Origin of the sequence: Tenacibaculum sp. MEBiC06402 (genome assembly GCF_049239625.1) — a bacterium.
Lineage (GTDB): Bacteria > Bacteroidota > Bacteroidia > Flavobacteriales > Flavobacteriaceae > Polaribacter.
The window spans coordinates 1-25,767 of record NZ_JBMKKT010000089.1 but is presented as its reverse complement, the minus strand read 5'-3'; the positions used below and the strand labels follow the sequence as shown (position 1 = coordinate 25,767).

General features: G+C 29.0%; 26 protein-coding genes. 15 read left to right on the top strand and 11 right to left on the bottom strand.

All coding sequences use genetic code 11. The features are described 5' to 3' along the window. Positions 1 to 46: 46 nt before the first annotated feature. The 11 genes from ACOSP6_RS05030 to ACOSP6_RS04980 all read right to left on the bottom strand — a co-directional run bounded on the left by ACOSP6_RS05030 (position 47) and on the right by ACOSP6_RS04980 (position 12,746). A complete protein-coding gene (locus ACOSP6_RS05030) occupies positions 47 to 3,154 on the bottom strand; it encodes a carboxypeptidase regulatory-like domain-containing protein (protein ID WP_422095048.1) in 3,108 nt (1,035 codons plus the stop codon). A gap of 134 nt (positions 3,155 to 3,288) precedes the next feature. Further along, entirely contained in the window at positions 3,289 to 3,981 is a 693-nt protein-coding gene (locus tag ACOSP6_RS05025; protein WP_422095049.1) for a DUF2064 domain-containing protein, read from the bottom strand. 227 nt (positions 3,982 to 4,208) lie between these two features. Beyond that, positions 4,209 to 5,177: an arsenosugar biosynthesis arsenite methyltransferase ArsM gene (gene arsM, locus ACOSP6_RS05020; RefSeq protein WP_348710475.1), complete on the bottom strand. Its 969-nt coding sequence runs from the start codon at positions 5,175 to 5,177 to the stop codon at positions 4,209 to 4,211. A gap of 201 nt (positions 5,178 to 5,378) precedes the next feature. Then, a complete protein-coding gene (locus ACOSP6_RS05015) occupies positions 5,379 to 6,194 on the bottom strand; it encodes a purine-nucleoside phosphorylase (protein ID WP_422095050.1) in 816 nt (271 codons plus the stop codon). Then, the gene (locus tag ACOSP6_RS05010) at positions 6,191 to 6,778 is read right to left on the bottom strand and encodes a TIGR04282 family arsenosugar biosynthesis glycosyltransferase (RefSeq protein WP_422095051.1); all 588 of its coding nucleotides are present in this window, start codon (positions 6,776 to 6,778) and stop codon (positions 6,191 to 6,193) included. The genes ACOSP6_RS05015 and ACOSP6_RS05010 overlap by 4 nt, the downstream gene beginning before the upstream one ends. Before the next feature lie 10 nt (positions 6,779 to 6,788). Continuing rightward, on the bottom strand, positions 6,789 to 7,283 hold the full coding sequence (locus ACOSP6_RS05005; RefSeq protein ID WP_422095052.1) for a rhodanese-like domain-containing protein: 495 nt from the start codon (positions 7,281 to 7,283) through the stop codon (positions 6,789 to 6,791). Positions 7,284 to 8,017: 734 nt separating this feature from the next. Continuing rightward, entirely contained in the window at positions 8,018 to 9,451 is a 1,434-nt protein-coding gene (locus tag ACOSP6_RS05000) for an amidohydrolase family protein (protein ID WP_422092625.1), read from the bottom strand. Positions 9,452 to 9,607: 156 nt separating this feature from the next. Further along, the gene (locus tag ACOSP6_RS04995) at positions 9,608 to 10,069 is read right to left on the bottom strand and encodes a hypothetical protein (RefSeq protein WP_422092624.1); all 462 of its coding nucleotides are present in this window, start codon (positions 10,067 to 10,069) and stop codon (positions 9,608 to 9,610) included. Between the two features lie 489 nt (positions 10,070 to 10,558). Then, positions 10,559 to 11,122 (bottom strand): hypothetical protein, encoded by a 564-nt coding sequence (locus ACOSP6_RS04990; RefSeq protein ID WP_422092623.1) that lies wholly within the window; start codon positions 11,120 to 11,122, stop codon positions 10,559 to 10,561. A gap of 136 nt (positions 11,123 to 11,258) precedes the next feature. Next, entirely contained in the window at positions 11,259 to 12,125 is an 867-nt protein-coding gene (locus ACOSP6_RS04985) for an MBL fold metallo-hydrolase (RefSeq protein WP_422092622.1), read from the bottom strand. A gap of 57 nt (positions 12,126 to 12,182) precedes the next feature. Next, complete coding sequence (locus tag ACOSP6_RS04980; protein WP_422092621.1) at positions 12,183 to 12,746, bottom strand: Crp/Fnr family transcriptional regulator; 564 nt, start codon at positions 12,744 to 12,746, stop codon at positions 12,183 to 12,185. 214 nt (positions 12,747 to 12,960) lie between these two features. On the opposite strand from ACOSP6_RS04980, the gene ACOSP6_RS04975 reads away from it, so the two are divergent. From ACOSP6_RS04975 to ACOSP6_RS04905, 15 genes are all read left to right on the top strand, one after another. Continuing rightward, positions 12,961 to 13,527, top strand: a complete 567-nt coding sequence (locus ACOSP6_RS04975; RefSeq protein WP_422092620.1) for a porin family protein — start codon at positions 12,961 to 12,963, stop codon at positions 13,525 to 13,527. Between the two features lie 258 nt (positions 13,528 to 13,785). Next, complete coding sequence (locus tag ACOSP6_RS04970; protein WP_422092619.1) at positions 13,786 to 14,529, top strand: hypothetical protein; 744 nt, start codon at positions 13,786 to 13,788, stop codon at positions 14,527 to 14,529. Positions 14,530 to 14,545: 16 nt separating this feature from the next. Beyond that, the gene (locus ACOSP6_RS04965; RefSeq protein WP_422092618.1) at positions 14,546 to 14,902 is read left to right on the top strand and encodes an SRPBCC domain-containing protein; all 357 of its coding nucleotides are present in this window, start codon (positions 14,546 to 14,548) and stop codon (positions 14,900 to 14,902) included. 142 nt (positions 14,903 to 15,044) lie between these two features. Continuing rightward, positions 15,045 to 15,722: a hypothetical protein gene (locus tag ACOSP6_RS04960; protein WP_422092617.1), complete on the top strand. Its 678-nt coding sequence runs from the start codon at positions 15,045 to 15,047 to the stop codon at positions 15,720 to 15,722. A gap of 47 nt (positions 15,723 to 15,769) precedes the next feature. Further along, positions 15,770 to 16,783, top strand: a complete 1,014-nt coding sequence (locus tag ACOSP6_RS04955) for an OmpA family protein (RefSeq protein WP_422092616.1) — start codon at positions 15,770 to 15,772, stop codon at positions 16,781 to 16,783. 161 nt (positions 16,784 to 16,944) lie between these two features. Then, entirely contained in the window at positions 16,945 to 17,838 is an 894-nt protein-coding gene (locus ACOSP6_RS04950) for an alpha/beta hydrolase (protein ID WP_422095703.1), read from the top strand. 104 nt (positions 17,839 to 17,942) lie between these two features. Next, positions 17,943 to 18,584: a DUF4386 domain-containing protein gene (locus ACOSP6_RS04945; protein WP_422092614.1), complete on the top strand. Its 642-nt coding sequence runs from the start codon at positions 17,943 to 17,945 to the stop codon at positions 18,582 to 18,584. 48 nt (positions 18,585 to 18,632) lie between these two features. Then, the gene (locus ACOSP6_RS04940) at positions 18,633 to 19,193 is read left to right on the top strand and encodes a Crp/Fnr family transcriptional regulator (protein WP_422092613.1); all 561 of its coding nucleotides are present in this window, start codon (positions 18,633 to 18,635) and stop codon (positions 19,191 to 19,193) included. 78 nt (positions 19,194 to 19,271) lie between these two features. Further along, entirely contained in the window at positions 19,272 to 19,907 is a 636-nt protein-coding gene (locus tag ACOSP6_RS04935) for a hypothetical protein (RefSeq protein WP_422092612.1), read from the top strand. 34 nt (positions 19,908 to 19,941) lie between these two features. Continuing rightward, positions 19,942 to 20,832: an alpha/beta fold hydrolase gene (locus tag ACOSP6_RS04930; RefSeq protein WP_422092611.1), complete on the top strand. Its 891-nt coding sequence runs from the start codon at positions 19,942 to 19,944 to the stop codon at positions 20,830 to 20,832. Between the two features lie 52 nt (positions 20,833 to 20,884). Continuing rightward, complete coding sequence (locus ACOSP6_RS04925; protein ID WP_422092610.1) at positions 20,885 to 21,769, top strand: hypothetical protein; 885 nt, start codon at positions 20,885 to 20,887, stop codon at positions 21,767 to 21,769. Between the two features lie 359 nt (positions 21,770 to 22,128). Next, positions 22,129 to 22,839 (top strand): hypothetical protein, encoded by a 711-nt coding sequence (locus ACOSP6_RS04920; protein WP_422092609.1) that lies wholly within the window; start codon positions 22,129 to 22,131, stop codon positions 22,837 to 22,839. A gap of 42 nt (positions 22,840 to 22,881) precedes the next feature. Then, positions 22,882 to 23,760, top strand: a complete 879-nt coding sequence (locus ACOSP6_RS04915) for a hypothetical protein (protein WP_422092608.1) — start codon at positions 22,882 to 22,884, stop codon at positions 23,758 to 23,760. Positions 23,761 to 24,038: 278 nt separating this feature from the next. Further along, positions 24,039 to 25,007: an alpha/beta fold hydrolase gene (locus tag ACOSP6_RS04910; RefSeq protein WP_422092607.1), complete on the top strand. Its 969-nt coding sequence runs from the start codon at positions 24,039 to 24,041 to the stop codon at positions 25,005 to 25,007. Further along, positions 24,986 to 25,285 carry a GrpB family protein gene (locus ACOSP6_RS04905; RefSeq protein WP_422092683.1) on the top strand — a complete coding sequence of 100 codons (300 nt, stop codon included), beginning with the start codon at positions 24,986 to 24,988 and terminating at the stop codon, positions 25,283 to 25,285. Before ACOSP6_RS04910 ends, ACOSP6_RS04905 begins: the two co-directional genes overlap by 22 nt. Positions 25,286 to 25,767: the final 482 nt, after the last annotated feature.

Sequence of the window (25,767 nt, the reverse complement as noted above, 5' to 3'; positions counted from 1 at the left end):
ACACAAACAGCAAAATTTACTAGTTTATGAATCTTTAAAATGGTTTTTAAAACGAATACTTCAATCCTAATTGTGCTTTCCATCTAGAATTGATCACATCAAGAACCCAAGGTTTTGCATTTTCATCTAATGTGAATTGATATACAGGTTGATTGTTTTGTATTCCTTGAAATTCCAATAAGTTAAAGTTTGAATTTACAACATTAGGTACAAAAACTAAACGCCCCCAGTTTTTATTTAACAAATTCAATACATTAAAAATATCAAAGCTTACTTGTAAATTATCGTTATTTTTAAATGGAATATTCAATACAAATTTTGCATCTAATTGATGATTCCAAGGAGTTCTTCCTCCATTTCTTTCGGCATAACTTCCTCTGTTTTCTCTCAAATAGTCATTATTATTAATGAAGTTGTCTAATCGAGTCCATTGTTCTTGAGCGGAAACCAAAACATTTCCGTTAGTATCGGTAATATCTGTTAATTGAATTTCACTTTGGTTTGCAGGAATATATACCAAATCATTTCTTGAAGATCCATCTCTATTTACATCTCCTTGATAAACCACAGAATATGGACTTCCTGATGTTCCTGTGTATAATGCAGAAACTTGTAATTGATAGTTATTCTTAAAATCAAAATTGTAGCTATGAGAAGAAACAATTTTATGACGAAGATCAAAGTTAGAAAAAGACACATCTGGATCATGTGAATTTATAGCTTGATTCCATTCGAAGTTTGCTGCAGACGAATTACGAACTGTACTGGAAACATCTTTACTTTTCCCATTCGTGTATCCTAAGAAACCAGCATAATTTTCTGTTTCTTTTGAAAGTCCGAAATTGATATTGTAACGATATCCTCTATTGGTATTGCTTAATAAAAACACATTGGTAAAATCATCGTTAACTCGAGTTCCATTGTAGAATAAACGATTGTCTGCTCCTGAATAATTTCCAAATTCTTGACGTCTATTTATCGATTGAAAAAAGATTCCTTTTAAAACATCTGTATAGGTTGCTTCTACAGAAAAACGAAAGTTTTGAGGAAGCTTAGCTTCAAAACTCAATCGAGTTTTCCACTCTCTTGGCAATTCAAAATCGTTGTCAATTAAGTTGATTTCGGTTAATCCTGGTTGTTGATTGGCTAAGACACCTAGATTTTCTTCTAATTGAACAACATTCCCATTTGGTCGGATATCAACATTAAAATAATCAGTCCCAGAAATGTATTCAGCATAAGCAAACCATAAATATGGAATTCTTCCCGTAAATATTCCACTTCCTCCACTGAGTGTGTACTTTTTATCTTCATCTAGCATGTAGGTGAAACTTACTCTTGGATTGATATGTGGATTCACATCAATTTTATTAGTAAACTGACTAAACTCTGGAGTATTGGTAACTAAAGGACTTAAAGGTAAATCGTCTAATAACAATTGATTGTCTAAACGAACACCAGCATTTACAGTAAATTTATCGTTGATTTTAATTTTATCCTGAATGTAAAAAGTAGTGGTAAGTACATCTATTGTAGCCGATGGTTGGCTATTTACAAAATCGAAAGTATTATTGGAAACATGATAAACTCCACGAATTCTTGATGGCATATCATTTAAAAAATCATCAACAGAATTGTAAGCCCAACGTCCATTCCAAGCGGTTAAAAAACCGTAATCAATATCATTGTATTGCAATAATAATCCACCTGTAATAGTATGATTGTTTTTATAATAGGTGAGCTTATCCGTTAACTGAAAAGTATTCAAGTTGGTGTTATAAATAGAGGCTTCTCTATATGTTCCTGCAAAAATTCTATTTGAAGAATCGTTAATTTCTAAATGTGGAAAAACACGACCATCGTAAGAACGATCTTCTTTTACTTTGTTATAACCTAAAGTTAAGATGTTAGAGGTGTTTTCTGATAAACTAGAATTTAGCTCGAAAGTTGTACTATTTAAAATGCTATTATGACGATATCCTTGATTCCCAAAATTAAATACTGCCTGATTCCATTCTAAATTGTCAGCAAAACTTTTTACAAAGTTGTTCCTCAAAGTTAGTTTGTGATTTTCAGATAAATTATAATCTAATCTCGCGAATATTTTGGTTGAAGCAGTTTGAATATCAGCATTCTCAAATGCACCCGGATCATAATTATAATCGTTTCTTAATTTATCGGCAATAGCAATTACTGTGGATTGATCAATATTAGATGCATTGGTTCCAGGAGCTCCTAAAACTGGAGTTTTACTTATAGCTTGCTCTACGTTTAGGTAATAGAATAATTTATCTTTTTTAATAGCGCCACCTAGTCCAGCACCAAACTGAACATCATAAAAGCTATCAACATTTTGCTCATTTCCTTCTGCAAATTTTCCAATTAAAAGCTGGTTGTTTCCGTATCCATAAACTTCACCTTGCGTTGTATTAGTCCCGTTTTTAGTTACCACATTAATATTGGCTCCTGTGAAATTTCCAATGCTAACATCAAACGGAGCTATTTTTACAGAAAGTTCTTTAATGGCTCCAAAACTTATAGGCTGACTTCTTGAAAGGCTTCCTGGTGTTCCATTGGCTGATGATCCTGAAGCGCCACTTGCAGGTTCTTGAAAACCAACAACATCATTACTCGCAATTCCATCCACATTAAAATTGTTAAAACGATTACTTGCACCACCGAATGAATTCAAATTTGCATCAGATAAATTGCGTGTTACATCTTGAACACTTCTACTAATTGATGGGGTTTTAAGCAATTGCTCCGTAGAAATATTTCTAGTTTTTATAGTTACAGAAGAATTAATAACAACTTCATCGAGAGCTGTGCTTTCTTCAGTTAATACGATATCTAAAGTTGTTGTTTTTCCTAAGTTGATTTGAATGTTAGATTTCTGATATGTGTGAAAACCGATAAATTGAATTTCTAATTGATATTGATTTCCAGGAGGAATATTTGCAATTAAATAATGACCAGATTCTTGAGAGGTTGTGGTGTATTTTGAGTTGGTATCTAAATCAGTAAGAATTACTGCCGCATAAGGAACAGAAGTTTTCGTATTATCAGTAATTTTTCCTTCTAGAATACCTGTAGTTTCTTGTGCAAAAGTGAATTGTATCGTAAATAATAAAACTATAAAAATTGAAATTTTCATGTTTGTAATAATGTGTTTCAGTAAATGAATTGGTTTGATGTTCAGTCACGACAATTCTATGGTAAGAACTTAGATGAAATATCATTCATGAAAATTCTGTTCATAGGAACACAGCGACGTAATAATTGAGTTTGTTATGAAATCACAATTGAAGGAGAACCTTTGTTGAAGGTGTCAGAAGAGTATGTTGAATTGTAGGTTTTGAAAATTTTTACTACAAACTCTTTAGGAAAAGAAAGGATTGAAAGTATAAGATGTTTTAGAATCAGACTGGTATTTCTGAATCTATTTATGAAATAATATAAATCTTTTGTTTCATCAACATCCTTTAAAATTTCAATATGCTTCGTAGTATGCTTTTTTGATTTTAAATACTGTTCTAAAGCAGTAAAAAGATGATTGCTTTGCCAAGGTAACTTCTGAAATTCTTCGGTATTGAAAGTACTTTTTGAAAGTGTAATTAAATAAGATCCACCATCCATAGAAGGTCCCAAAGTGAGAATTTGATTCTGAAGATTCTCATTGGCAGAAAGTAAATGCTGAGTTTTTAAATCAGGAGTATCGTTTCCAATAGTAATTACAGCATCATAACCTTGTTTAAAAACTGATGCTATGGCATTACTAAAGCGTTCACCAAAGTTTTTTCCAACCTGATTTACATCTGAGAAAAGCACAACATCTAAACCCGTTTGTTTAGCTTTTAATAGTGTTTCTTCATTAAAATATTCATACAGATTTTTAGAACCTGATATATTTTTTTGTTTCAATTCTTCTTCAGGAGAATTGGCAAAAAGTAAAATTGCAGTATGAATATTCTTGTAATGCATTAATTAGTTTCGACACATTAAGTCGAGGTAAATCCTATGAAATTACGATACAAAGTATAAAAAATAAAAAACTGTCTAAAAAGATTGTAAATCAAGTCATTACGAAAAATTTTAATTTTGAAGTAATCTGTAAATTATGGAGTAAAATTCAATAGATTCCTTAACTTTGTTCGGAATGACAACTTTTTTAGACAGTCTGTTTTATAAGATTTTAAATCAATGTTGATTTAGCAACATCCTCCACCATCATAATGGAAAGTAGATTCTGAAATGAAAATATCTTTTCTTCCTAAATCTGCTATAGCACCTGCAGTTTTATCACAGATAGCTAAAGGTTGATTTTTTAGTAATGTATGTCCTTTACCATCATCAAAATACTCTTCTTCTCCGAAGTAAATTGCTGCTTTACCAGTAAAAATACAAGGTCCGTCTTCTGGCATTGGATCTTTAATAGCAGCAACTTCAATTGATTCAATGTAAATCAGTTCTTCAGTAGGATAATTTACAGGATCTAAAATTCTATATGGTTTTCTTGCTCTAATTTCTATCGTACCGAAACCAGCATCCGTTAACATTTTAACGTATTCTGCAATTGGTAAACTTCCACTTAAACATAATGCACGTAAACGTTCATCATTACGTAATGTTTCATTCATTGGTTGTTCACAAGTTGGATCACTCATAACTAAACGTCCGTGTGGTTTTAAAACACGATACATTTCAGCAATAGCTTTCTTTAAATCATCTGCTTTAAAAATATTAAACAAGCAGTTTTGTGCAGCAACATCAATTGAATTATCTTCAACAGGTAAATTCATTGCATCACCTTTACGTAGGTCAACAAATTCACTTTTGAACCAATCGTTTTGTTCCTCAGCTTCAATAAAGTTTTTACGTGAAGCTTCCAACATTTCATCAACTACATCTAAACCAATTACACCGCCTTTATTTCTATTGAAATAGGCAAATTGTAGTAATTCCATTCCACCACCAACACCAACATATAGCATTTTAGGGTTGTTAGTTAAATCTCTTGCATGCACAGTAGAACCACAACCGTAGTTCATTTCTTGCATAATTTTAGGGATTTTTAATCCTGGAAGTTCCCAAATAGGATTTGTAGTACAGCATAATCCAACGTCTGGAGTTAATGCTGCTTCTTTATATACATCTTTTGTTGTTTCTAAATAACTCATATTGTTTAGTATTTAGTTCACAGTAAATAGTTGGCAGTAATTAGTGCCTAATGTTGTTTTACTGATTTTTTTTAGTCTATTATATTTATGAATTAAATTTTCAAATCACGGTGGCTGAGCGGAGTCGAAGCTATAATTCATTTTAAAATTCGATTTCGACTTCGCTCAATCACCAAATTTTATGATTTTCTAACTTCTAACTTAAAGCTGTTTTATCAATTCTTTAAAAATTGTAACCAATTTTGGTTCTGCTTTACCCGCAACTGCAATAATATCTGCAATATCTACAGGTTGTAAATTTTTAGGGTTGCATTCATCAGTTAAAACTGAAATCGCACAACAAGGAATATCTAATTGTTTAGCTACAATTACTTCAGGAACAGTACTCATTCCAACAGCGTCTGTTTCTAGTATTTGAAGCATTCTGTATTCCGCACGTGTCTCTAATTGCGGACCTAATACACTTGCATAAATCCCTTCATGTAGGGTTATGTCGTTCTGTTTTGCGATAACTTTCAGGTGGTCGTTTAATTTTTTTGAATACGGTTCTAACATGTCTGCAAAAATGTTCCCGAATTCTTTTGCTTGTTTAAAAGCTAATGGAGAACTACCTTGTAAATTGATATGGTCTTCAATTAACATTAAATCTCCTTTTTTGTAAGAAAGATTTATTGCTCCGGCTGCATTTGAAATTAAAAGAGTTTTAATTCCTAATCCGTGCATTGTTCTAATTCCATAAGTAGCTTCCCAAGGAGTATAACCTTCATACAAATGAAAACGACCAGACATTACAACTACATTTTTACCTGATAATTTTCCAAAAATTAATTTTCCTGAATGGAATTCAACCGTTGCTTCTGGAAAGTTTGGAATTTCACTGTATTGAATTTCTTGAGTGATTTCTATATCGTCAACTAACTTACCTAAACCTGTTCCTAATACGATTCCTACTTCTGGAGTATCAATATTTTTATCGGTTAGATATTTTATAGTTTCTTGCAGTTGTTGCTGTTTCATGAATTTAAAAATTGTGTGAATGCTGGATGATTTTGAATGTCTTCAATAACATCAACATCGTTAAGTATTGGCAATAAAAATACACTTTGTTTTTTTAAGTCGTTTAAAGTGGCTTCTCGAACAGATGAGGTTCCCCAATTTTTATTTTTAAAAATATCTGGATACACTTGCCTTGAGGCTAATAGATAATATCCACCATCTTCTGCTGGACCAATAACAACATCATTTGAGTTCAATTGATTAAATGCTTCATCGATATGATGTGATTCTAAATCGTATAAATCACTCCCAATTATGGCAACTTTTTCATATCCCATTGAGAAAGCAGCGGTGAATGCATTTTGCATTCGTTCTCCTAAATCATCACCTTCTTGTTGTAATTTTTGAAATATGGTAGCATCCCATATATCATTATCTCTCACCTTAACAGAATAAAACACAGCCTTATCAGATGATGTTTGCTGTGTTACTTCTTTTGTTCTGTTTAATAAGAATTTATAGATCTCAAGTGCTTTTTCATCACCTAGAGATTTTGCAAGTCGAGTTTTTACCTTTCCTAATTCAGGATTTCTGGTAAAAATCATCAACAAATTTTTACTCATATATCTTAATTCCTTTCGTTAACCATACTCCCCATTTTTTATTGAAAGCATGGACTTCTTCTGTGGGTTTATTGTTTTTGTTTAAAACCCTTTTCCCATTATTTTTCCATTCAAAAATACCTCCATATAAGTTGAATACGTTTGTGTATCCTGCTTTTTTAAGTTGTTCAGCAACATCTTCTGAACGAATACCTAGAGAACAATATACTACTATTTTGGTGTTTTTATCTTCTGGTAATTGTTGTAGTGTTTTTTGTAAATCGAAATGGTCATACCCAACACAAATAGCTTTGTTTAGATGACTTACTTCAAATTCTCTTGGTTCACGAGCGTCTAATAAAACAGTATTTTCATCTTTATCATTTAAATTTTCAACATGAATATAAGGAACTGATTCTTGGTTGAATTTTTTCAATAGTTGTTTTAAATTCTTCTGAGAAAAAGAATTTAACGATGTTAAAACGATAAGAAAAATAATTTTTTTCATTGTTTAGAACATCTCGACTGCGCTCGATGTGACATTGTTATTTACTAAATTAATTCACTATAATTATTTGAAAAATACAGAAAAACGTCAACCTGAATTTATTTCAGGTTCTCATCATAAATATTTGCTTAACAGCGTTATGAGATTCCGAAATAAATTCGGAATGACGCCAAAACGTTATTTATGACTTAAAACGGATATTCATTACTAAAAATAACCAAAATTTATATGGTCATTTTTTAACTTTTTCAAAATAAGCTTAAAGATATTGAAAATAGTAGCACGAAAACTTCTTAAAAAGATTATGTGTGAAGTATGTTAATAATTAATCATAATCTATTACATAGAAATTGAGCTTCCCTCCTATGATTACTTCAGTTAAAAAGTATTTTATTGCAACATAATACAAATTTTTCATAAGAAAAGAAATAATAAAAGTTTGTCTTAAAAGAAGTTTTTGCCAAAACAAAAAGATACCCTTCAACTTTGTTATGGATAAACTGACATAAAACATTAAATAAAAAAATGCCCAGTAAATAAGAATAGCTTTATACATTTAATAGTTATGATGTGCTATCGTAAAATTACCGTTACCGAGCGCTTTATTATTTTACAAAATTAAAAGGTTTTAGTTTTGTAATTATTTCGTTTTATAAATTCTCGTTGAAAAAGTTTTCGATATCTATTATCATTAGGTATTAGCTAATAAGGTTTAATATTTTTTTAGCTACATTTTATTTTTCAACTATTAAGAATTCAAGATACCTCAAGGCAGAAACAATTAAATTATTGCGATTTTTAGCTTGTTTTTCAAAATTATCGAGGTTCTCTCTATTTAATTTTCTTCCCTTTATAAAAACAGCCGAAGGATTTTGTAACGTAGTCAAATTTAGTAAAGGATTATCGTCTATTAACAGAAGGTTAGCCATTTTACCAACTTCTACAGTTCCCATATCATTCATAATTGAATGAGTTTTTGAAGCATTTACTGTGGCAGTTTTCAATATTTCATAATTAGAAAGCCCTGCTTGTTTGTAAAAAGAAAATTCTTGATGAATTGAAAATCCGGGTATTGTAATACCTATTCCAGCATCAGTGCCACAAATAAAGGTAACATTAACTTCATGCAGTTTTTTGATGATACTTATATGAAAATCATGCTGTTTTTTTATAACATTAACAACAGAAGAATCTTTTAATTTTGCAGCAGACCACCTTTCAAATTCTGCTTCACTATCGACCATTTTAATCAGAGGATTCATAAATTGTAATTGCTCTAATTCTAAAATATTATCATCAATGAGCATTTGATAAATGTTATTATAAACCGTTAATGTTGGACTAAAGGAAGTATGTTTTGATTTTGCAAAATCCTTAATAACTTCTTTTAATTTTAGTGTATCCAAAGTATAGTTTAATGGTTGCTGTATTATATCTTCTACATGTTCAATAGATTTTATTTGTCTATTAAAATGATAGGAATAAGGTACTTTTTGGGAAGGATGAGCAATTATATCCATATCATTAATCTTTGCCTGTTTAATAATTGTGTCAAAGATATCCTCGGTTAAGCCATAAAAAGTTTTAATAAAATCATACCCTCTTTTCTTGTATGAAATTATTTTTTCTTTGGCATCACTTGGATTTAATAATTGTAAATTATCATCTCCTAAATATTCTGGCCCTGTAAGTTTAGGAGTTGTTGTGAAAAATATTGGAGAAATAATTTCATCATTATTTATAGCTTCTTTAAGTCTTAAATGCATTGGCATTCCCCACAAGTTTCTAACTGCAGTAACACCATTAGATAAATATAAACCAAGCTCATATTTATCCCATAAATGAACGTGCATATCTATAAGACCAGGTGTTAAATATTTATTTTTTGCATCAATAATTTTAACATCACTGATTTCAATTTTGTTGGCTATGTTCTTGATTACACCATTTTTTATATACACCATTTTGTTGACTAAAATAGTGTCTTGATTCATTGGAACAATATTTACATTCTTAATTAGATAGGAATTAGTTTTTGCAAATTCATTGTTCTCTACTTTTAGGTAATTAGTATTTTGGCTATCAACGAATATTATAATAACTATTGTCAATAATAAAATCCCAATAAGTATGCTAATAAATTTAAGAATTCGTTTTACTATTCTCATGTTATATTTAATAGTTGTTAAGTGTTTGGTATAACCATCAGTTAGGGGTTAATATGATTTAATTTCGTCTTTAACAAAGGTGTTGTAATTTCGAGTGGATTCGGACGAAGTTGAACCTACCTCAGTTGCTATTATACGTTGTTGTGTGTAATTTTTCTATTCAAAATTCAGTTTTAGCTGTCCATTTTCAGGTATTAAATTCCATTTTTGGCAAAGTTTATCAAATTCCGATTTCATTCTTTCAATATCTGTTAAATTCATATCAGGAACTACGATTCCATTAATGTTTTGAGCCTCCCAATTTATTAATTCAATGAATTGTTCGGTTTTCGCAGCACCAGAACTAATAGCTTGAAGATTTCTTGCCATAATTTCAGATAACCAAGTTTCAGTACCTAAATTTTTGATTATTTCTTTGTCAGACAACTCTTCAATGGTCATTCCAGATTTTATATTTCCATAAAAACCATTTTCCAACTTAAATTCCTTTTCAACTATATAATGAGCAATATCATGGTTCGGAATATCTGGTCCAAGATTAAGACTTGTTGAAGTTCCGTCTTTTCTTTTACAAGTAAGAGTATTTCTGTTTTCACCTTTTGTTATTAATATTTCCATTTTTCAAATCCCATACAACTTGTTGTTCTTAAATACTTTACAAGCCATGTTTTATATTGGTTTTAGTGTCTTTCTTTAAGATTGTCCATGTTAAAATTGCTGATATTAAAGTTAACAGTGATAAAATTCTCTCAAAATTGGTTTGAGCAAAAAGGTTTGCAATTGTATTCAAAACGACAAAACAAGAAAAATCCATAAAACTGTATTTATTAGCATTAAAGGTATATCTAATTCTAAATATTTTCCTTGAACTAATAAAATAAAAAATAGAAGCAGATTAATACTAATTGAAATTCCTTCAAAAAAGTACATTTCAATATCATTTTTCAATCTTCCACCCCAAGTTATTTCATAAGATACAATTTTTAGTATGATGCAAAAATGAAAAAACAACACAAAAGTTAATAACCCCAGCATCAATCTGATTGCTTGCTTCGAATTTATTTTCAATTATTTGTTAGATTTAAACTATTTAATATCCTTATTATATTAAAAGCGATATCCTATTCTCAAATGTAAATTCACGGCTATATCACTTTTATTACTTAAATATCCTGCTTCTTTAGCAAAACTATATCTGTAACCAATTCCAAATCCAGTTTCGTAAGTGAAATGACCTCCTACACTTCTTCTAATTCCCCACGTTGGAACTATTGAAATATCACTTATAATTTTCACATCATCTGTATTTGAAATTACGAACCAATCAGGATGATAACTCGTTTTTAATGAGATGAAATTTCCACTATTACCATTGATTACTCTTGATTTCTTTATACGTTTGTTTAAATTATAATAAAATCTAGGTTCCATTGTAATTACAGGTGCTAATAAAAAACCGACTTCATTATAAAAATTTCCGCTCCAAATACTACTATCAAATCCTATTTCAGATCTTAATGTAATCGAATTTGTGAGTTTTAATTCATTATGAGCCCAAACTCCTAAGAATCCAGTTTGTATTCCATATGTTGAATTTTCAACACTTATATTTTGAGATTTTACGTAAATGGTAAATCCACAAAAAAATAAACTCAAGGCTATTCTTCTCATAAATAATTTTAAGATTAAGTTATGATTAATAATGATTTAAGAATAAGCTTAACATCAATTAACCTTCTTTCTTAATCTGCAAATTTATTTTGTAGAAGTGAAATAAATATTGAGATATATCAAAAAACAAAAAAATCTAAGGAACTTTTAATTGTATATTTTCAACTAATCTTTTGGCGTTTTCAGAATCATGTGAGGAAAGAAAAATAGTGTTATTATTTCTAGCAAACTCAATAATAGCATCGCAACTATTTCTGTTTTCTTTTTGACTTTTAATAGTAGAAGAAAATTGTTTATTGAAAAGCCTATATTCATTATAAGCAACATCTCCTCCAAACACTATAAATTGGTTTTCATTAATTTTTAATATAATTGAACAATGACCGCGTGTATGACCTGGAGTTTCAATCATAATTAAATCTTTAGCATCAGTTACAAAATGGGCATTGTTAAAATTCTCAAATGAATCAGCCATTTTAACTTTACTGAAAATCTGATTTTTAGGAAACAATTTAGGGAAAGAACTATCCATAGTATCCCACTCCTTTTGATTTACTAAAATCTCATTTGAAGGAAAATATTTTAAACCCGAAGTATGATCAACATGTAAATGTGTGAGAATAACCTTGTCAATAACCTCTGTTTTGAGTCCGATAGTATGTAATTGATTATGAATCTCCTCCTCTACTCTAACATCAAAAAGCATTTGGTTTGTAAAGTAGTATCTAGAAACGACATCTATGTTTTTGAAATGAGCCTTTTTTTTGACATCGGAAGTAATTCCGGTATCAATCAAAAATACTCCTTCAGGGTGTTCGATTAAAAAAGTATATACGGGTAGCCACTCACAATAGTTTTTATCCCAAAAAGATTTTAGTGTACTTAAAAATCCTTGCTTTTGAGTATTATACACACTTTCTTTAACAGCTAATTTTCCCGTTTGAATACAAGATATTTTAATAATACCGTTTTTGCTTCTAAATTCTTTAGTAATTATATCCATATGTAGAAATAAAAGTATTTAATAGCAGCAACATGGTTATTGATAAATATCAAAAAATCATTTTTGAGCTCTTATTCGACTCAGTGTTTCTTGAGTCATTCCTAGATAAGAGGCAATCATACTTAATGGAACCCTTTGCAGTATATTAGGGTGTGTCTTGGTGAAAATCTCATAACGCTCTGCCGCAGTATTAAAATGAATGTTATCAAGTCTCTTGTCTAACAATAAAATTCCTTGATTGCTAAATATGCGCCCTATTTTTTCAAGTTCTCTACTAGAAGAAAATAATTCTTCTAATTTGGCGTAATCAAATTTCCATAAGACACATGGTTCTAAAGTTTCTATCCATTTATTACTGGGCTCTTGAGTAAAAAAGCTACCTATAGCACCAACAAATTCATTTTCTGGTCCTATCCAGCAAGTAACATCTTTACCATCTTTATAACAAAAAATTCTGGTTAAGCCTTTTTCTATAAAATAAAGACTGCTACAAACTCTACCCTCTTCAAGAAGAATTGTTTTCGAAGGATATTCTACCCTTTCAATAGTAGCGAGTAATAACTTTTCATTTTCGGGAGATAAATTTCCAATATCTCTGAAGGCTTTTAATAGGTTTTCCATTACATTTTTACTTTAGAGTTTAGCTCTTCATTTAGACCTTAAAATTAAACATTTGTTACAGAATTCATTTTTTCTATTCTTTCATAATCAAAATTCATTATTTGATAAATGTCAAATGTTTTCAATATCCATATAATCATATTTGCCATTCATTTATCAATTTAAATAAATGTACAGTGTTAAATAATAGATTAATTAAAAACCAATATAAATTATGAAAAAAATACCACTATTACTAACTGTTTGTTTCTTGAGTTTTACAAATTATATTGCAGCTCAAAATGTTGATTTCGGTCTAAAAGGAGGTTTAAATATTGCTAATGTTAATGTACCTGATATTGATGAGGATTTAAATAATTTATTAAGTTTTCATGTAGGAACATTTGCTGAATTTAAGTTTAATGAAAAAATTTCGCTTCAACCAGAATTATTATACACAAGACAAGGTAGTGAAGTAGTTGAGAATAATTCGAAAGTTAAAATTGATTATTTAGCGATGCCTATTTTAGCAAAATACTACTTTTTCGAGAACTTAAGCCTCGAGGTTGGACCACAAATATCATTTTTAATTAATGATAAGATTGAATATATAGATAGCTCTATACCTGATGAAGAAACAGATGCTTCAAGTTTTGATTTCTCACTAAACTTCGGATTAGGTTATAACCTAGGTTCCAATATGATTATTCAAACCAGATATTGTTATGGAGTTTCTGCGGTATATGAAAATCCAGATGCAAAAAATAGTGTATTCCAAATTTCATTGGGTTATAAATTTTAGACCAAAGGTAGAAGGTATTATACTAGAAATAATATTTGAAAAAGAAAAAATAAAACAAACTTAATATTCAATGTAGTTCATCCCACCGAAGTGTATAAAATACAACAAGAAAAAACGGAGGTTTTGAACGGTTGGGATGCTGCATTGAAATATTAGAATAACTCTAGCCTTTCTATAAAATGATATGATTATTTGATATATATCAAATACTTATTGTAATCATATCTTCATATTTGTTACTTAATAATCGATACTATAATGATGAAAAAAAGTATTTTATTCTCTCTACTCTGTTTAATCTATATTTCAACAGTAAACTGTCAAAAAACGATACATCCATTAAATCTCAAAATCGACAAAGTTCTATCTTTTCCTGAAAAATACACGATGAGTATGTTTTTTGTTGCTAATTCTCAAAAAAAAACAATAGGGAAAATTCATACTTCATTAGTTAAAACAAACGAAAATATTTCAATCATAACAAAATTACAAATACCTAATCAAGCCAATAATCAATGGGTTGATAGTATAGTCGTAAACTCTGCAAATTTTGAACCTTTATATCATTCATCTATTAATCCTCAAAGGGAAATGGTCATGAAGTATGGAAAAAAAATCAATGGCTATTTTAAAAATTTAAAGACTAATTCTACAACAGAAATTCTAGAAACCACTAATAAACCTTATTTCGATAGTAATTCTTATCCTCATATAATAAGATTACTACCACTAAAAGATAATTATACCGCTATCATAAACATTTTTGATTACAATCCAAAATCAAAAGTTGGGGTTATGAATGTAAATATTAAAAATACAGAATCTTCAATTCTAGATTTTAATGGAGAGCAACGAAAAGTATGGAAAGTTGATACTACCACTGATATTTCTGATAACAAAATACTAACTACCTTTTTTATCGATAAACTAACCAAAAAAGTCCTAAAACAAATTACAAATAACATGATGGGGCAATTAATTATGGAACGTCAAGAACTTTAAATTAAAAAATAGCAAAATGGATACATCAAAAAATACATTAAGTATAAAAAGAACGTTTGACTCTCCTATTGATTTAGTCTGGGATTGTTATACAAATCCCGATTATATTATAAAATGGTTTAGTCCTAATGGAATGAAAACAGAAATAAAAGAGTATAATTTCAACATTGATGGTAATTGGGAATATATAATGTCAATGCAAAACGGATTGGAATTTGTAGCAGAAGGTGTTTTTACAGAAATTAAACCGAAAGAACGAATAACGCGAGAAGCGAATTTTAGACCAAAGACAGAAGGTGTTATACTAGAAACAATATTTGAAAAAGAAAAAAATAAAACAAACTTAATATTCAATGTAGTTCATCCCACCTAAGCGTATAAAATACAACAAGAAAAAACGGGGGTTTTGAACGGTTGGGATGCTGCATTGGATAGATTTTCTGAATTACTTTGGAATTTAACTTAATACAGGTAAAGTCTATTTATAATATACCTACAAACAATAAAATACTTTAATGAAAAATCTTATTTATACATTCTTAGTTCTTTCAACCATGTTACAATCCTTTAAGAAGAAGATTACAAACAAAAATATGGAAACACAAGAGATTTCGGAGTCTTCTTACTATTACAATAATGAAACAAAAGAGCAGGATAATTATTATTGTAAAGTTACCATTGGAATGGATACAGGCATTACTTCGGATTATATTATGAGTAGCAGTAATGCTATGAAAAAAGAAAGTATTCTTACATTATTTGGAGTGACATTGACTCAGGCTATGGAAGAGAAATATCAATTGAACTTTAGTTTTAGAAGAACACATAACTCTCTTAATCCCAAATTGGAAATTGGAACTTATCCCATAGTAACTCTCGATACAAATGTTGATGAAAATAATTTCTCGATTATAGAAAATGTAATTAGTGAGCGAACTTATAAAGATGCTATAATTAATAACATGCTAGAAGATATATCTGATAGTTATGTGCTAGTATCAAACCACCCGAACCAATTAAAGATTAACGATGTAATTGATTTGGGGGTTACTGAAAAAGGAACGTATTATACAACTGGGAAATACAGAGTTAAAGGAAATGTTAGTCTTTGTTTATTGAGTGTAGATACAAAAGAAAAACTTGTCGTTTCAATAGAATTTGATTTGGAACAAGAGTGGTATTTAAGTAAGTAAAGGAAACAATTTAAGAATTAAGTATCATACATATACTAAAATTAAAAATGAGTAAAATAATTTCACTTTCGTTAATAATATTCATGGCTTTTGTAGCTTATAAAAATGATAAAAAAGTAAAAGAGCCTCTTAAAAAAGAAGAACTCAAATCCATTAATCAAAAGCAAGAAGAAAAGTCCTCAAATGGTCTTCTTGAAAAATTCTCTTGGGACAAAATAAGTGAATCTAATTCTGAAATAGGAGCTTTCCCATATATCACTCCTCCAAAGAATATGATTGTCAATGAGAATGAATCCGAATCTTATGAGTTTGATAAACTCGAGTTTTTCAATGGAGCTAATTTTTTCGTACTCGATGGTAAGGTCAAAAGAATGAAAGTTGAAATGGAAGGTCAAAAACAATTTGAAAAATATTATTTTGAGAAGAGTGTTTCAGAATACTTAAAAAGTATTGGAGCGGTATTAATTTTTGATGGCCAAATGACTACTGAATTTACTTCAAAATGGGGAGAAGATCCAAATAGTATTTATGATCATATGCATGAGTTTTATTCAGGAGATGTAGTTAATTATCCGGTAAGCCTTTATTTACTTAAAACACCAAATAAAAAAATAGGATTTCAGGTTTCTTCCAGTTCTAAATCAATTGGAGTTGTTGAGCAGAAAGTTTTCGAACAAACCATTGAAAAAATAACTGCAGATAAAATGATAAACGATATAAATAGCCAAGGCTACGTTAGTTTATCTATCAATTTCGATATGGGTAAATCAAGAATAAAGGCTGAATCTTATGAAATAATCAACGAGATTTCTAAAATGCTAAAATCTAATCCTGATTTAAAAATAAGTATTGAAGGACATACAGATAATACAGGAGATGAAAATACAAATCTTAAACTCTCTAATAATAGAGCTAAATCAGTACTTATAGCTTTGTTAGATGAGGGTATTGACGAATCTCGATTAACAAGTAAAGGTTTCGGTCAAACTAAACCAATAGAAGACAATTCAACTGAAGATGATAGGGCAAAAAACCGAAGAGTGGAATTAAGAAAAATTTAGAGGAAATTAATTAAGTCTTACTATGCTATTAAACCATTTCTCAAATGTAAGTACCTTAATGGAATAAGCCTATGATTTAAGAGATAATCAAGAATTACACTCTTCGGTAATTATTAATTTAGAAAAAGGTTTTTTAAACGTAAATTGTTTAAAAACAACATATGATGAAACAAAGCATATCGTATTATCTAACACTCGGAATAATTAAACTAAAAGGAATTAAAAAAAGTTTTAGTAATGATCCTGTAGATTATAAAACCATACGAAAAGAAGATGTTTACCAACCAAAAGGTTCCTTTTTTAAAAAGTATACCACTAAACTATTTAAAGTATTAGAAAGTCTGGTTACTCAGATTGAATACAAAAGCGGTGATTCAAAAAAGCTTTTAATCTTTGTTCACGGTGGTGCCTTTATTTCTGGGCCTTCAAAGCATCATTGGGATACCGTTAAAACCTTAGCAAAGAATACTGATTTTACAATATGGTTATGTAACTACCCAAAAGCACCTGAGTTTAAAATAAGGCAAATTTCCAATAATATTGATGCTATATATAATCGAGCTTTGAAAAATTATAAAGCTGAGAATATTATTCTAATTGGAGATTCAGTAGGTGGAACTTTAGTAACTGCATTAACGCAACGATTAATTGCTAAAACTAAAGAATTACCTAAAAAATTAATTTTAGTATCTCCCGTTATGGATGCCTCAATGTCTAATACAGATATTCCTATAATTGAAAATGTAGATCCAATGCTTTCGATGAAAGGAATATTGAGTGCAAAAAAGATGTGTGCAGGTGAGGTTTCTTTAGAAGATAATATGATTTCTCCTATATATGGAAGCTTTAAAAACTTCCCAGAAACTATTCTGTTCATTTCAGAAAATGACATTATGTATCCTGATCAACTTCTAGCTATCAACAAGTTAAAAAATGAAAACATTCTACATCAGGTAATTATTGGAAAAAACATGCCTCACATATGGCCCTTTTTACCAGTTATGAAAGAAGCTAAAATAGCCTTAAATCAAATAATTAATGAGCTAAATTCCTGAAATAAATTAGGGATAAAAAAATAGTTGACTTTTGTTTACAACTTATTTCATGTTTCATTTTTAAAATTCAATCGTCATCTAATTATTAAATACATCTTTGAATAATGAAAAATATATCTTCTACACTTCGCGTTTTATATCCTATTTGGATGATAGTAGGAATGTTTGCTTTAATGTATATTCCTTCAGTTTTTATAGTTAATGAAAATTCAATTGAGACAGCAAACAATATTAGAGCAAACCAATTACTTTTTAGAATAGGAATATTTAGTAGTATTTGTACACAATTATTAGTGGTAGTTATACCTGTTTTACTTTACAAACTTTTCAAAAATATAAATGATTCTCAAGCTTTGTTTATGTTAGTTTTTAGTTTAGTCGCAGCACCTATAGCTTTATTTGGAGATGTTCACAGTTTACAAGCTCTTTCAACGGTTGAAAATCCAGAGGTTATGATGAATCACTTAGATATAAAATGGTATAGTTTGACCATAGCAACAATTTTCTGGGGGCTTTGGTTATTTCCATTGGGAAGTTTGGTTGTTCAATCTAGTTATTTTCACACTTGGATTGGATACTGTCTATATTTCGCTGGAATTGGATATATTTTGAGTGCTTTCGTAAAAATTATAAACCCGGAATTAGATATTATATTTGAAATATCAGAGATATTAACTATCGGAGAAGTAATTTTTATTCTATGGTTTGTCATTAAAGGACCTAAAATAGTTAGTGCTAGTGAGTAAATTATTCATTTATTTAAGTAAAATAAAAACATACAAAAAAAGCTTTTGATGGAAATTTCATTGACAAATTTTTTAACTTCTATTATCAAACTTTCAGAAGAAGAAATTTCACTTTTGAGTAAAAAGCTATTAAATAAACAACTTAAAAAAGGTGATACAATTTTAAACAAAGGTGATGTCTGTTCATCAGTTTATTTTATTATATGCGGAAGCTTATATGAATATTATTTAGATAATGATTTTAATATAAATGTGATAGATCTTTATTGTAATCAGGATTGGGTGCTAAATCACAAAAGCTTTGTATCTAGAAAGCCATCACAATACTCTATTGAAGCTTTTGAAGATAGTCAGGTATATGAATTAACTATAGAAGGCATCCATGAATTAATAGGAGTATCACAAAGTTTTTTGAAACTAGGTAAAATTTTAAACAAAGCAAATAATCGACTTGATTTTTTTGATAAAAATAAATCTGCGGATGAGAAATATAAATATGTTTTAAATAATAAACCAATGTTACTTCAAAAATTCCCTTTGGGAATGATAGCTTCTTATCTTAAAATTTCACCAGAAACACTAAGTCGTGTTCGTAATCGAATAAATTAATTATATTTTTTTGATTTAGGTCAAGTGAACTTTTTTACATTACCATAGATATTTGCGCTAACTTAAAATTTTAAATCAATGAAAAATAAATTTTATAAAAGTAGCGGAATCTCATTAACAATAGGTTCATTTCTTGCGATTATTACTATGATTTTGCATCCTTCGGGTGGTTCATTATCAGATATTATAAATCAATCTTCTCAAATACAAATAGCCCACTCCATTGCCATATGTTGTGTACCTTTTATGATTTTTGGTTTTTATGGCTTATCAGATAAACTTCATGGACAAATGAGGTTGTCTAAGTTAGCATTAATAATAGTGACTTTAGGGTTATTGGCTGCATTGTTGGCTGCCTTATTCAATGGTTTAATATTACCTAATTTTTTGAATAAATATTCACAGACATTAAAGCAAAACGAATCTGTTTTAAATATTATAGTAAGTTATGGTTTTACAATAAATAAAGCTCTAGATTACGTTTTTATAATAGCGCTAAGCGTTGGTATTTTAGTGTATTCATATACAATAATTAAGTTACAAGAACTATCTAGCTATATTGGTTATTTTGGAATGCTAATTTTGATCTTTTCATTAATTGGAGGTATTACTGGTTTTGCTTTTATTAGTTTAATTGGATTTAGAATCTTTGTGTTTAGTATCTCTGCATGGATTCTGTGGTCGGGACTCGCACTGATTCTTTCAAAAAATTAAATCATACGATATCCCTTACAATCACAAAGAAATAATGAGAAAAACGATAAATATTACTAACCAAAGTATTACTTTAAAAGATAAAAGGTTGTTAGGTTTTGCAGAATATGGAAATCCTAATGGTTATCCAATTATTTATTGTCATGGTTCTCAAAGCTCAAGATTAGAGATGCATTACGATCTTTCATTTGTAATTAAAAACAATTTAAAAATTATAACAATTGATAGACCAGGGCATGGATTATCAGAATTCAACCCAAATGGTTCTATCCTTAATTTTGCTAAAGATGTAAAGCAATTGATTGATTTTTTACAAATAGAGCAGTTTTCTGTGGTAGGAATGTCAGCAGGAGCACCTTTTGCATTGGGAATAAGTTATTTATATCCTGATAGGATTTATAAAGTAGCAATAATTAGTGGGTTCATTCCGCTTAATAAAGGAAGTAAAAAGTATTTATCCAAAGAAGTTAAATCATTACTTTTAATTGCCGAATTATTTCCTTTTGCATTAAAATTAGCCTTAAAAATTCAATATAAGAAAATAACAAAAAGCCCAAAATTAGCACTAGAAAGTTTTATAAAAATCATGAGTGAATCTGATAAAAAATTGTTGGAAAATGATTTAGTAATTAAATTGTTAGAAAATACATTTAAGGAGGCTTTTAGAAACGGAAGCAAAGGAGTTGCTTTTGAGATTTCTAAAATTCTAGTTAAAGATTGGAACTTTGAGCTAAGTAAAATTCAAGTACCTGTAACAATTTGGCATGGAGAAAAAGATAATAATGTTCCTGTTAAGTGGGCTGAATTATTAAAAGATGAAATTAATGAGGCTCGTTTAAAACTATATCCTCATAAAGGTCATTTACTAATTTTTGAATTCACAGAAGAAATTTTTTCAAATTTAAAACCAAGCTCTTTTATATAGGTTAGGTATTTAACTTTTTAAGCTTTGTTTTAGTGTAACTTATAATAAAGAAATGAATAAAATAATCGTGATTACAGCTTTAATTTTTATTGGTTGTAAAACTAAAACCAGAAACCATTTATATAATATAGAGGAATTACCTGGAAAAATCCCTAATGAGTTTAAAAACGAAATTGTACCAAATGGAATGATAATACACAAAGGTGTTTTCAGTCCAGACTTTGAAGAATATTATTACACATTATCTGATGAAAAGTTTCAAAATTTTGATGTTTTTGCAATTAAGTTTTTCAATGGAAAATGGTCTCAACCCGAAGAAGCTTTTTTTAACACAGAATATAATGAGCATGGTATGAGTTTTTCACCGGATGGGAAAAAAGTATATTTCAGTTCAACCAGACCGGTTACTAGTAATGGAATAAGTAATACTTGGCATATCTGGATGTCCGAAAAGATTAACGGGCAATGGAGTGAGCCAGTTTTTATAGACATTCCTAATTTGAGAAATAAGCTAGTGTCTCATCCAACAATAACATCTAACGGTGTACTCTATTTTCATTCAAGTAATTTAGATTATAGTGAAATGAATATTTACAGATCAAAGGAGTACGAAGGGAAGTTTAGTAATGCAGTAAAATTTATTCCCTCAAATAAATTAGATAATGGAGCTTGCACTCCTTATGTTAGTCCAAAAGAGGATTATCTAATTTTTGCGAGAATTGGTCATCAGTTGGATTTAATGATAAGCTTTAATGATGGTAGAGGAAATTGGTCTAATCCAAAAGAGTTAAATAAGAACATAAATATGAAAGGTCAAGGAAATCCCTACGTAACTCCGGATAATAGATTTTTATTTTTTACTGTAGGAGAACATTCAGATAATCAATGGAGAATTAAATGGGTTAATATTGAATCTGAATTAAAAATTAAAAGTTGAGAAAAATCCAAATCAATTATTGGAAAATATTGATAGTATAAATACATATCTATTTTTTTAGTTACTCAACAATTAATGGATACTGTTTTCATAGTCGAAAGCTCATTATTTGATAAATATCAAATATTTTTAATGTCCATTTGTTCATATTTGATAATATATTTATCAAATTAATTTACATGTTTAAAATATTGTTCTTTATTACTTTTTCTATTATTAATCTTCTCGCAATTGTATCTCAAAACGCTCTAAAACAAGTTAATTTTAAAACTGACAGTACTTTCTTCCTAAGTAAAATATATCATAATTAAGTTTTATAATCCTAGTAACAAAAACTAAATAGTGAATAAAATGAAGTTATGGTAAAGAAAATTAGAATTAGTTTATTGCTATTCCTAGTGCCCATTAGTATTGGATTTGCACAACAAGAAAAGGATAGCTTAATAAATAACTTATCAGAAATTAAAATAACTAAAACTACAGAAAAATCAAAAAGATATTCTATTCCTGTAGAAACAATGTTTGGTCATCGTCAGGTAAATTATTTATCAATTTTAAATATGAAGCTAGGAAATAGTGAGAGGTTTGGTTATTTCAGTGTTATTACAGTTGCTACTCCTTATAATAATACTAATCAACCTAACGAACTAATTATTTCAAATGCATTAACATATAAAATAAGCAATAAATTGTTTGCCACTATAGGTCCGCAATATCATTTTATAAAGGGTATTGTTCCTACTGCTGGATTACAGTTCCTTTCTGTAAACTCAAAATGGTTATTTGTTCTCAGCACGGGTATCGCTTTTGCAACAAATACTAGTTTTCAAAATGTTGGGATTGCCGAATTTAAACCTAGGATTTCAAAATCATTAAAACTGTATACTAGAGTTCAAGGAATTTACAATTATAAATTAAAAAATGCCATTCATGAGAGGAGTTTGCTCTATTTTCGTAGTGGAATTACTTTCAAAAAAACTAGTCTAGGTCTAGGTTTCAATATTGATTTTTATGGGTCAGGAAAAATTAGTCGAGAAAACATCGGGGTTTTTATTCATCAGATTTTATAGCTGTAAAAAAATGAAACTCAAATTGAAAATTAACAAAAAAAAATGATTTATAATTTTAAAAAGACAGACAGCTTTTTAGTCGTTTGGGTGTTGTTAACGATTTTTAGCTGCAAAAAAGCTAAAGTTTCATATTTTGATCAACACCCCCCTTCTACGATACCGAAATTATTCGCTCCATCGTTTGTCAACACTGATAATATCGAATTGAATGTGGTTTTTAATTATGATCATACGGAGATGTTCTTCTCTAGAATTGTAGATAATAGCTTTATTATTCATCATTCTGAACTTATAAATGGTAAATGGTCCGACATTGAACCGATTAAGATGTATGGAGATACTATTTTAATTTCAGTTGCCTGTGATCCTACAATTACAAAAGACGGAATGACCATGTACTTCCTCGGTGTTGATCCAAAACTTTATAATAATGACATTTCACGAGAAGAGCTTTATGCAATACCTCCAGATATTTATATGAGCAGAAAGGTGGATGGAAAATGGAGTTTAGCTTCTAAAGTAAAATTTTCTATTTCTACAGAATATATCGAAACCTATCCTGTTGTTACTGCAGAAGGGAGTTTATACTTTCGTTCCAATAGACCGAACAAAAAAGGAGGAATGCAGACATATCGTGCACAATATTTAGGGAATGGAAAATTTGAAGCACCTGTTATTATAAATGTTAAAACAGAAAACAAGGAATTAATAACATATGTTTCACCCGATGAACGTTACGCTATTACAAATGGACAAGGTAAGTTTCAAATAACATTTAATGAGAATGGAGAATGGACAAAACCTAAAGAAATATCACTAAAATACGAGAGTAATTGGCGTTATTATTGTCCTTATATGTCTTCAGATGAAAAATATTTCATCTATTCTAGAAGGTATAATACCCCAGATAAAAAAGGTTAGGCAGGAGTCGAAAAAGGAGAAGTTTATTGGGTAAATGCTGATATACTTTTCGATACAAAATAAATACCAATAGAACAATATATAATCAATAGGCGTTGAAGTGAAGAAAAAACTATCAAATATAGTTGTAAGTATTATTCAATGAAATAAAATATGAACACAAAACTATTAATGACTTCAAGTTCAATTTTCTTAATCACTATTTTCTTGTACATAGTTTTTTCTCTGTTTTTCCGCTATGATTTTATGAATAATCCTTACAAAGTAAAATGATTAAAATGAAAAAAGTATTACTAGCAATCTTATTCATAGGATTATTGATGTTTATATATGCCAGCACTGATAAAAGCCCTGATGAAAATACAATTAGCGAAAAACTTAAGAAATGGAAATCTTCCTCTAAAACTTTCAAATTTAAAAATTTCAATATTTCATATCACGATACGAATGATAGTTCAAAGGAGGTAATATTATTACTTCATGGTTATCCTTCTTCTTCTTTTGATTGGAATTTACTATGGGATGAATTAAAAAAAGAATATAGATTAGTCGCAATTGATATGTTAGGCTTTGGATTGTCTGATAAGCCGAATGATATTGACTATTCCATTTCAATTCAAACTGATATTCAAGAAGCATTTTTAAAACAATTAGGAATTAAACGATTTCATATTTTAGCTCATGATTATGGAGATAATGTTGCCCAAGAGTTGATAGCTCGATTAATTGATAATGAATTAGAATATCCTTTTAAAATTAGATCAGTTACACTACTTAACGGAGGATTATTTCCAGAAACACATCAAGCAACTGTAATTCAGACTTTATTAGGTAGTCCAATAGGAAGTTATGTTTCATCACTTATAAACAAGCCTCTTTTTGATAATAGTTTTAAGAAGGTGTTTGGAGAAAATACAAAACCTTCAAAACAAGATTTAATAGATCAGTGGTATTTAATATGCAAAAATAAAGGCAATAGGATTAATAACAAACTAGTTCATGCTATTAAAGATCGGATTGTTAATAAAGAACGTTGGGAAAATTCAATTAAATATGAGAAAATCCCGATTGTATTTATAAACGGATTACAAGATCCAGTTACTGGTAAATCAACTGTTGATAGGTATATGGCAATAGTGCCTAATCCTAACGTTATTAAATTAAAATCTATTGGTCATTTTCCCCAATTAGAATCTCCAGAATTGATAGTTAAACACGTTACTGAATTTATAAACACCATATATTAGATTCTATTCAACATTATTTATATGTTTGTCATGTTGATAATTTAGAGTTAAGCAAACATTTAAGCTTTAGAGAATATTTGAGAAATAATAAAATAGAAGGACAGTTATATGAAGAACTAAAACTTAAAATAGCAAAAAAAGCAAACCAAAATCATAAAGAATATGATGTACTCAAAGAACTCCTTGCAAAAGATTTTATTGAGGATATTATAAAAAAATCAAACAAAGAAAAGGCTTACTCCACTACTCTACCTGACAGAATTAACGTTCATATTTAATAAAATATCAGACCGAACTTGTTAAGTTTTATAGACATAGAATTTATTAAAAATTTTTCTCCGAATACTTACCTAATTGATATGCTATTAAAATAGGTATAAGTGAAAAAGGTATGTATTTTTCCAAGAGCTTGTATTCCGATAGAATTATTAATATTAGAGTCGAGACAACAATAAAGACTGTATCAAAAAATATTTTTTTCGTTTTCATTTAATAAATAGTGTAAATTAAATAGAAAATAGCCGCATACATTAATAGTAATGTGATTTCAAAAGCGTATTTATCTTTACTTTTTTTAAACATTTTATTGACTTTACTCAAAACTAGATAATTATACTTTTTTATAGTTTTTTTTTCTTCTGAATGGCTTTAAAAAATTGTTGAATGAAAAAAAGCGCTGATTTTACTCAACGCTTCACATTAAAAGTCAATTATAATTTAATAATTAACCCGTCCCCTAAATTTAAATTTCTTATTCTTT

Excerpts from the sequence above, each read along its gene's own strand:
- ACOSP6_RS04925 (WP_422092610.1), top strand. The coding sequence starts at position 20,885 with ATGAATAAAATAATCGTGATTACAGCTTTAATTTTTATTGGTTGTAAA.
- ACOSP6_RS05025 (WP_422095049.1), bottom strand. The coding sequence starts at position 3,981 with ATGCATTACAAGAATATTCATACTGCAATTTTACTTTTTGCCAATTCT.
- ACOSP6_RS04970 (WP_422092619.1), top strand. The coding sequence starts at position 13,786 with ATGATGAAAAAAAGTATTTTATTCTCTCTACTCTGTTTAATCTATATT.
- ACOSP6_RS04940 (WP_422092613.1), top strand. The coding sequence starts at position 18,633 with ATGGAAATTTCATTGACAAATTTTTTAACTTCTATTATCAAACTTTCA.
- ACOSP6_RS04960 (WP_422092617.1), top strand. The coding sequence starts at position 15,045 with ATGAAAAATCTTATTTATACATTCTTAGTTCTTTCAACCATGTTACAA.
- ACOSP6_RS04935 (WP_422092612.1), top strand. The coding sequence starts at position 19,272 with ATGAAAAATAAATTTTATAAAAGTAGCGGAATCTCATTAACAATAGGT.
- ACOSP6_RS04995 (WP_422092624.1), bottom strand. The coding sequence starts at position 10,069 with ATGGAAATATTAATAACAAAAGGTGAAAACAGAAATACTCTTACTTGT.
- ACOSP6_RS05005 (WP_422095052.1), bottom strand. The coding sequence starts at position 7,283 with ATGAAAAAAATTATTTTTCTTATCGTTTTAACATCGTTAAATTCTTTT.
- ACOSP6_RS04955 (WP_422092616.1), top strand. The coding sequence starts at position 15,770 with ATGAGTAAAATAATTTCACTTTCGTTAATAATATTCATGGCTTTTGTA.
- ACOSP6_RS04965 (WP_422092618.1), top strand. The coding sequence starts at position 14,546 with ATGGATACATCAAAAAATACATTAAGTATAAAAAGAACGTTTGACTCT.
- ACOSP6_RS04980 (WP_422092621.1), bottom strand. The coding sequence starts at position 12,746 with ATGGAAAACCTATTAAAAGCCTTCAGAGATATTGGAAATTTATCTCCC.
- ACOSP6_RS04930 (WP_422092611.1), top strand. The coding sequence starts at position 19,942 with ATGAGAAAAACGATAAATATTACTAACCAAAGTATTACTTTAAAAGAT.
- ACOSP6_RS04920 (WP_422092609.1), top strand. The coding sequence starts at position 22,129 with ATGGTAAAGAAAATTAGAATTAGTTTATTGCTATTCCTAGTGCCCATT.
- ACOSP6_RS04975 (WP_422092620.1), top strand. The coding sequence starts at position 12,961 with ATGAAAAAAATACCACTATTACTAACTGTTTGTTTCTTGAGTTTTACA.
- ACOSP6_RS04915 (WP_422092608.1), top strand. The coding sequence starts at position 22,882 with ATGATTTATAATTTTAAAAAGACAGACAGCTTTTTAGTCGTTTGGGTG.
- ACOSP6_RS05030 (WP_422095048.1), bottom strand. The coding sequence starts at position 3,154 with ATGAAAATTTCAATTTTTATAGTTTTATTATTTACGATACAATTCACT.
- ACOSP6_RS05000 (WP_422092625.1), bottom strand. The coding sequence starts at position 9,451 with ATGAGAATAGTAAAACGAATTCTTAAATTTATTAGCATACTTATTGGG.
- ACOSP6_RS04910 (WP_422092607.1), top strand. The coding sequence starts at position 24,039 with ATGAAAAAAGTATTACTAGCAATCTTATTCATAGGATTATTGATGTTT.
- arsM (WP_348710475.1), bottom strand. The coding sequence starts at position 5,177 with ATGAGTTATTTAGAAACAACAAAAGATGTATATAAAGAAGCAGCATTA.
- ACOSP6_RS04950 (WP_422095703.1), top strand. The coding sequence starts at position 16,945 with ATGATGAAACAAAGCATATCGTATTATCTAACACTCGGAATAATTAAA.
- ACOSP6_RS04985 (WP_422092622.1), bottom strand. The coding sequence starts at position 12,125 with ATGGATATAATTACTAAAGAATTTAGAAGCAAAAACGGTATTATTAAA.
- ACOSP6_RS05010 (WP_422095051.1), bottom strand. The coding sequence starts at position 6,778 with ATGATTTTTACCAGAAATCCTGAATTAGGAAAGGTAAAAACTCGACTT.
- ACOSP6_RS05015 (WP_422095050.1), bottom strand. The coding sequence starts at position 6,194 with ATGAAACAGCAACAACTGCAAGAAACTATAAAATATCTAACCGATAAA.
- ACOSP6_RS04945 (WP_422092614.1), top strand. The coding sequence starts at position 17,943 with ATGAAAAATATATCTTCTACACTTCGCGTTTTATATCCTATTTGGATG.
- ACOSP6_RS04990 (WP_422092623.1), bottom strand. The coding sequence starts at position 11,122 with ATGAGAAGAATAGCCTTGAGTTTATTTTTTTGTGGATTTACCATTTAC.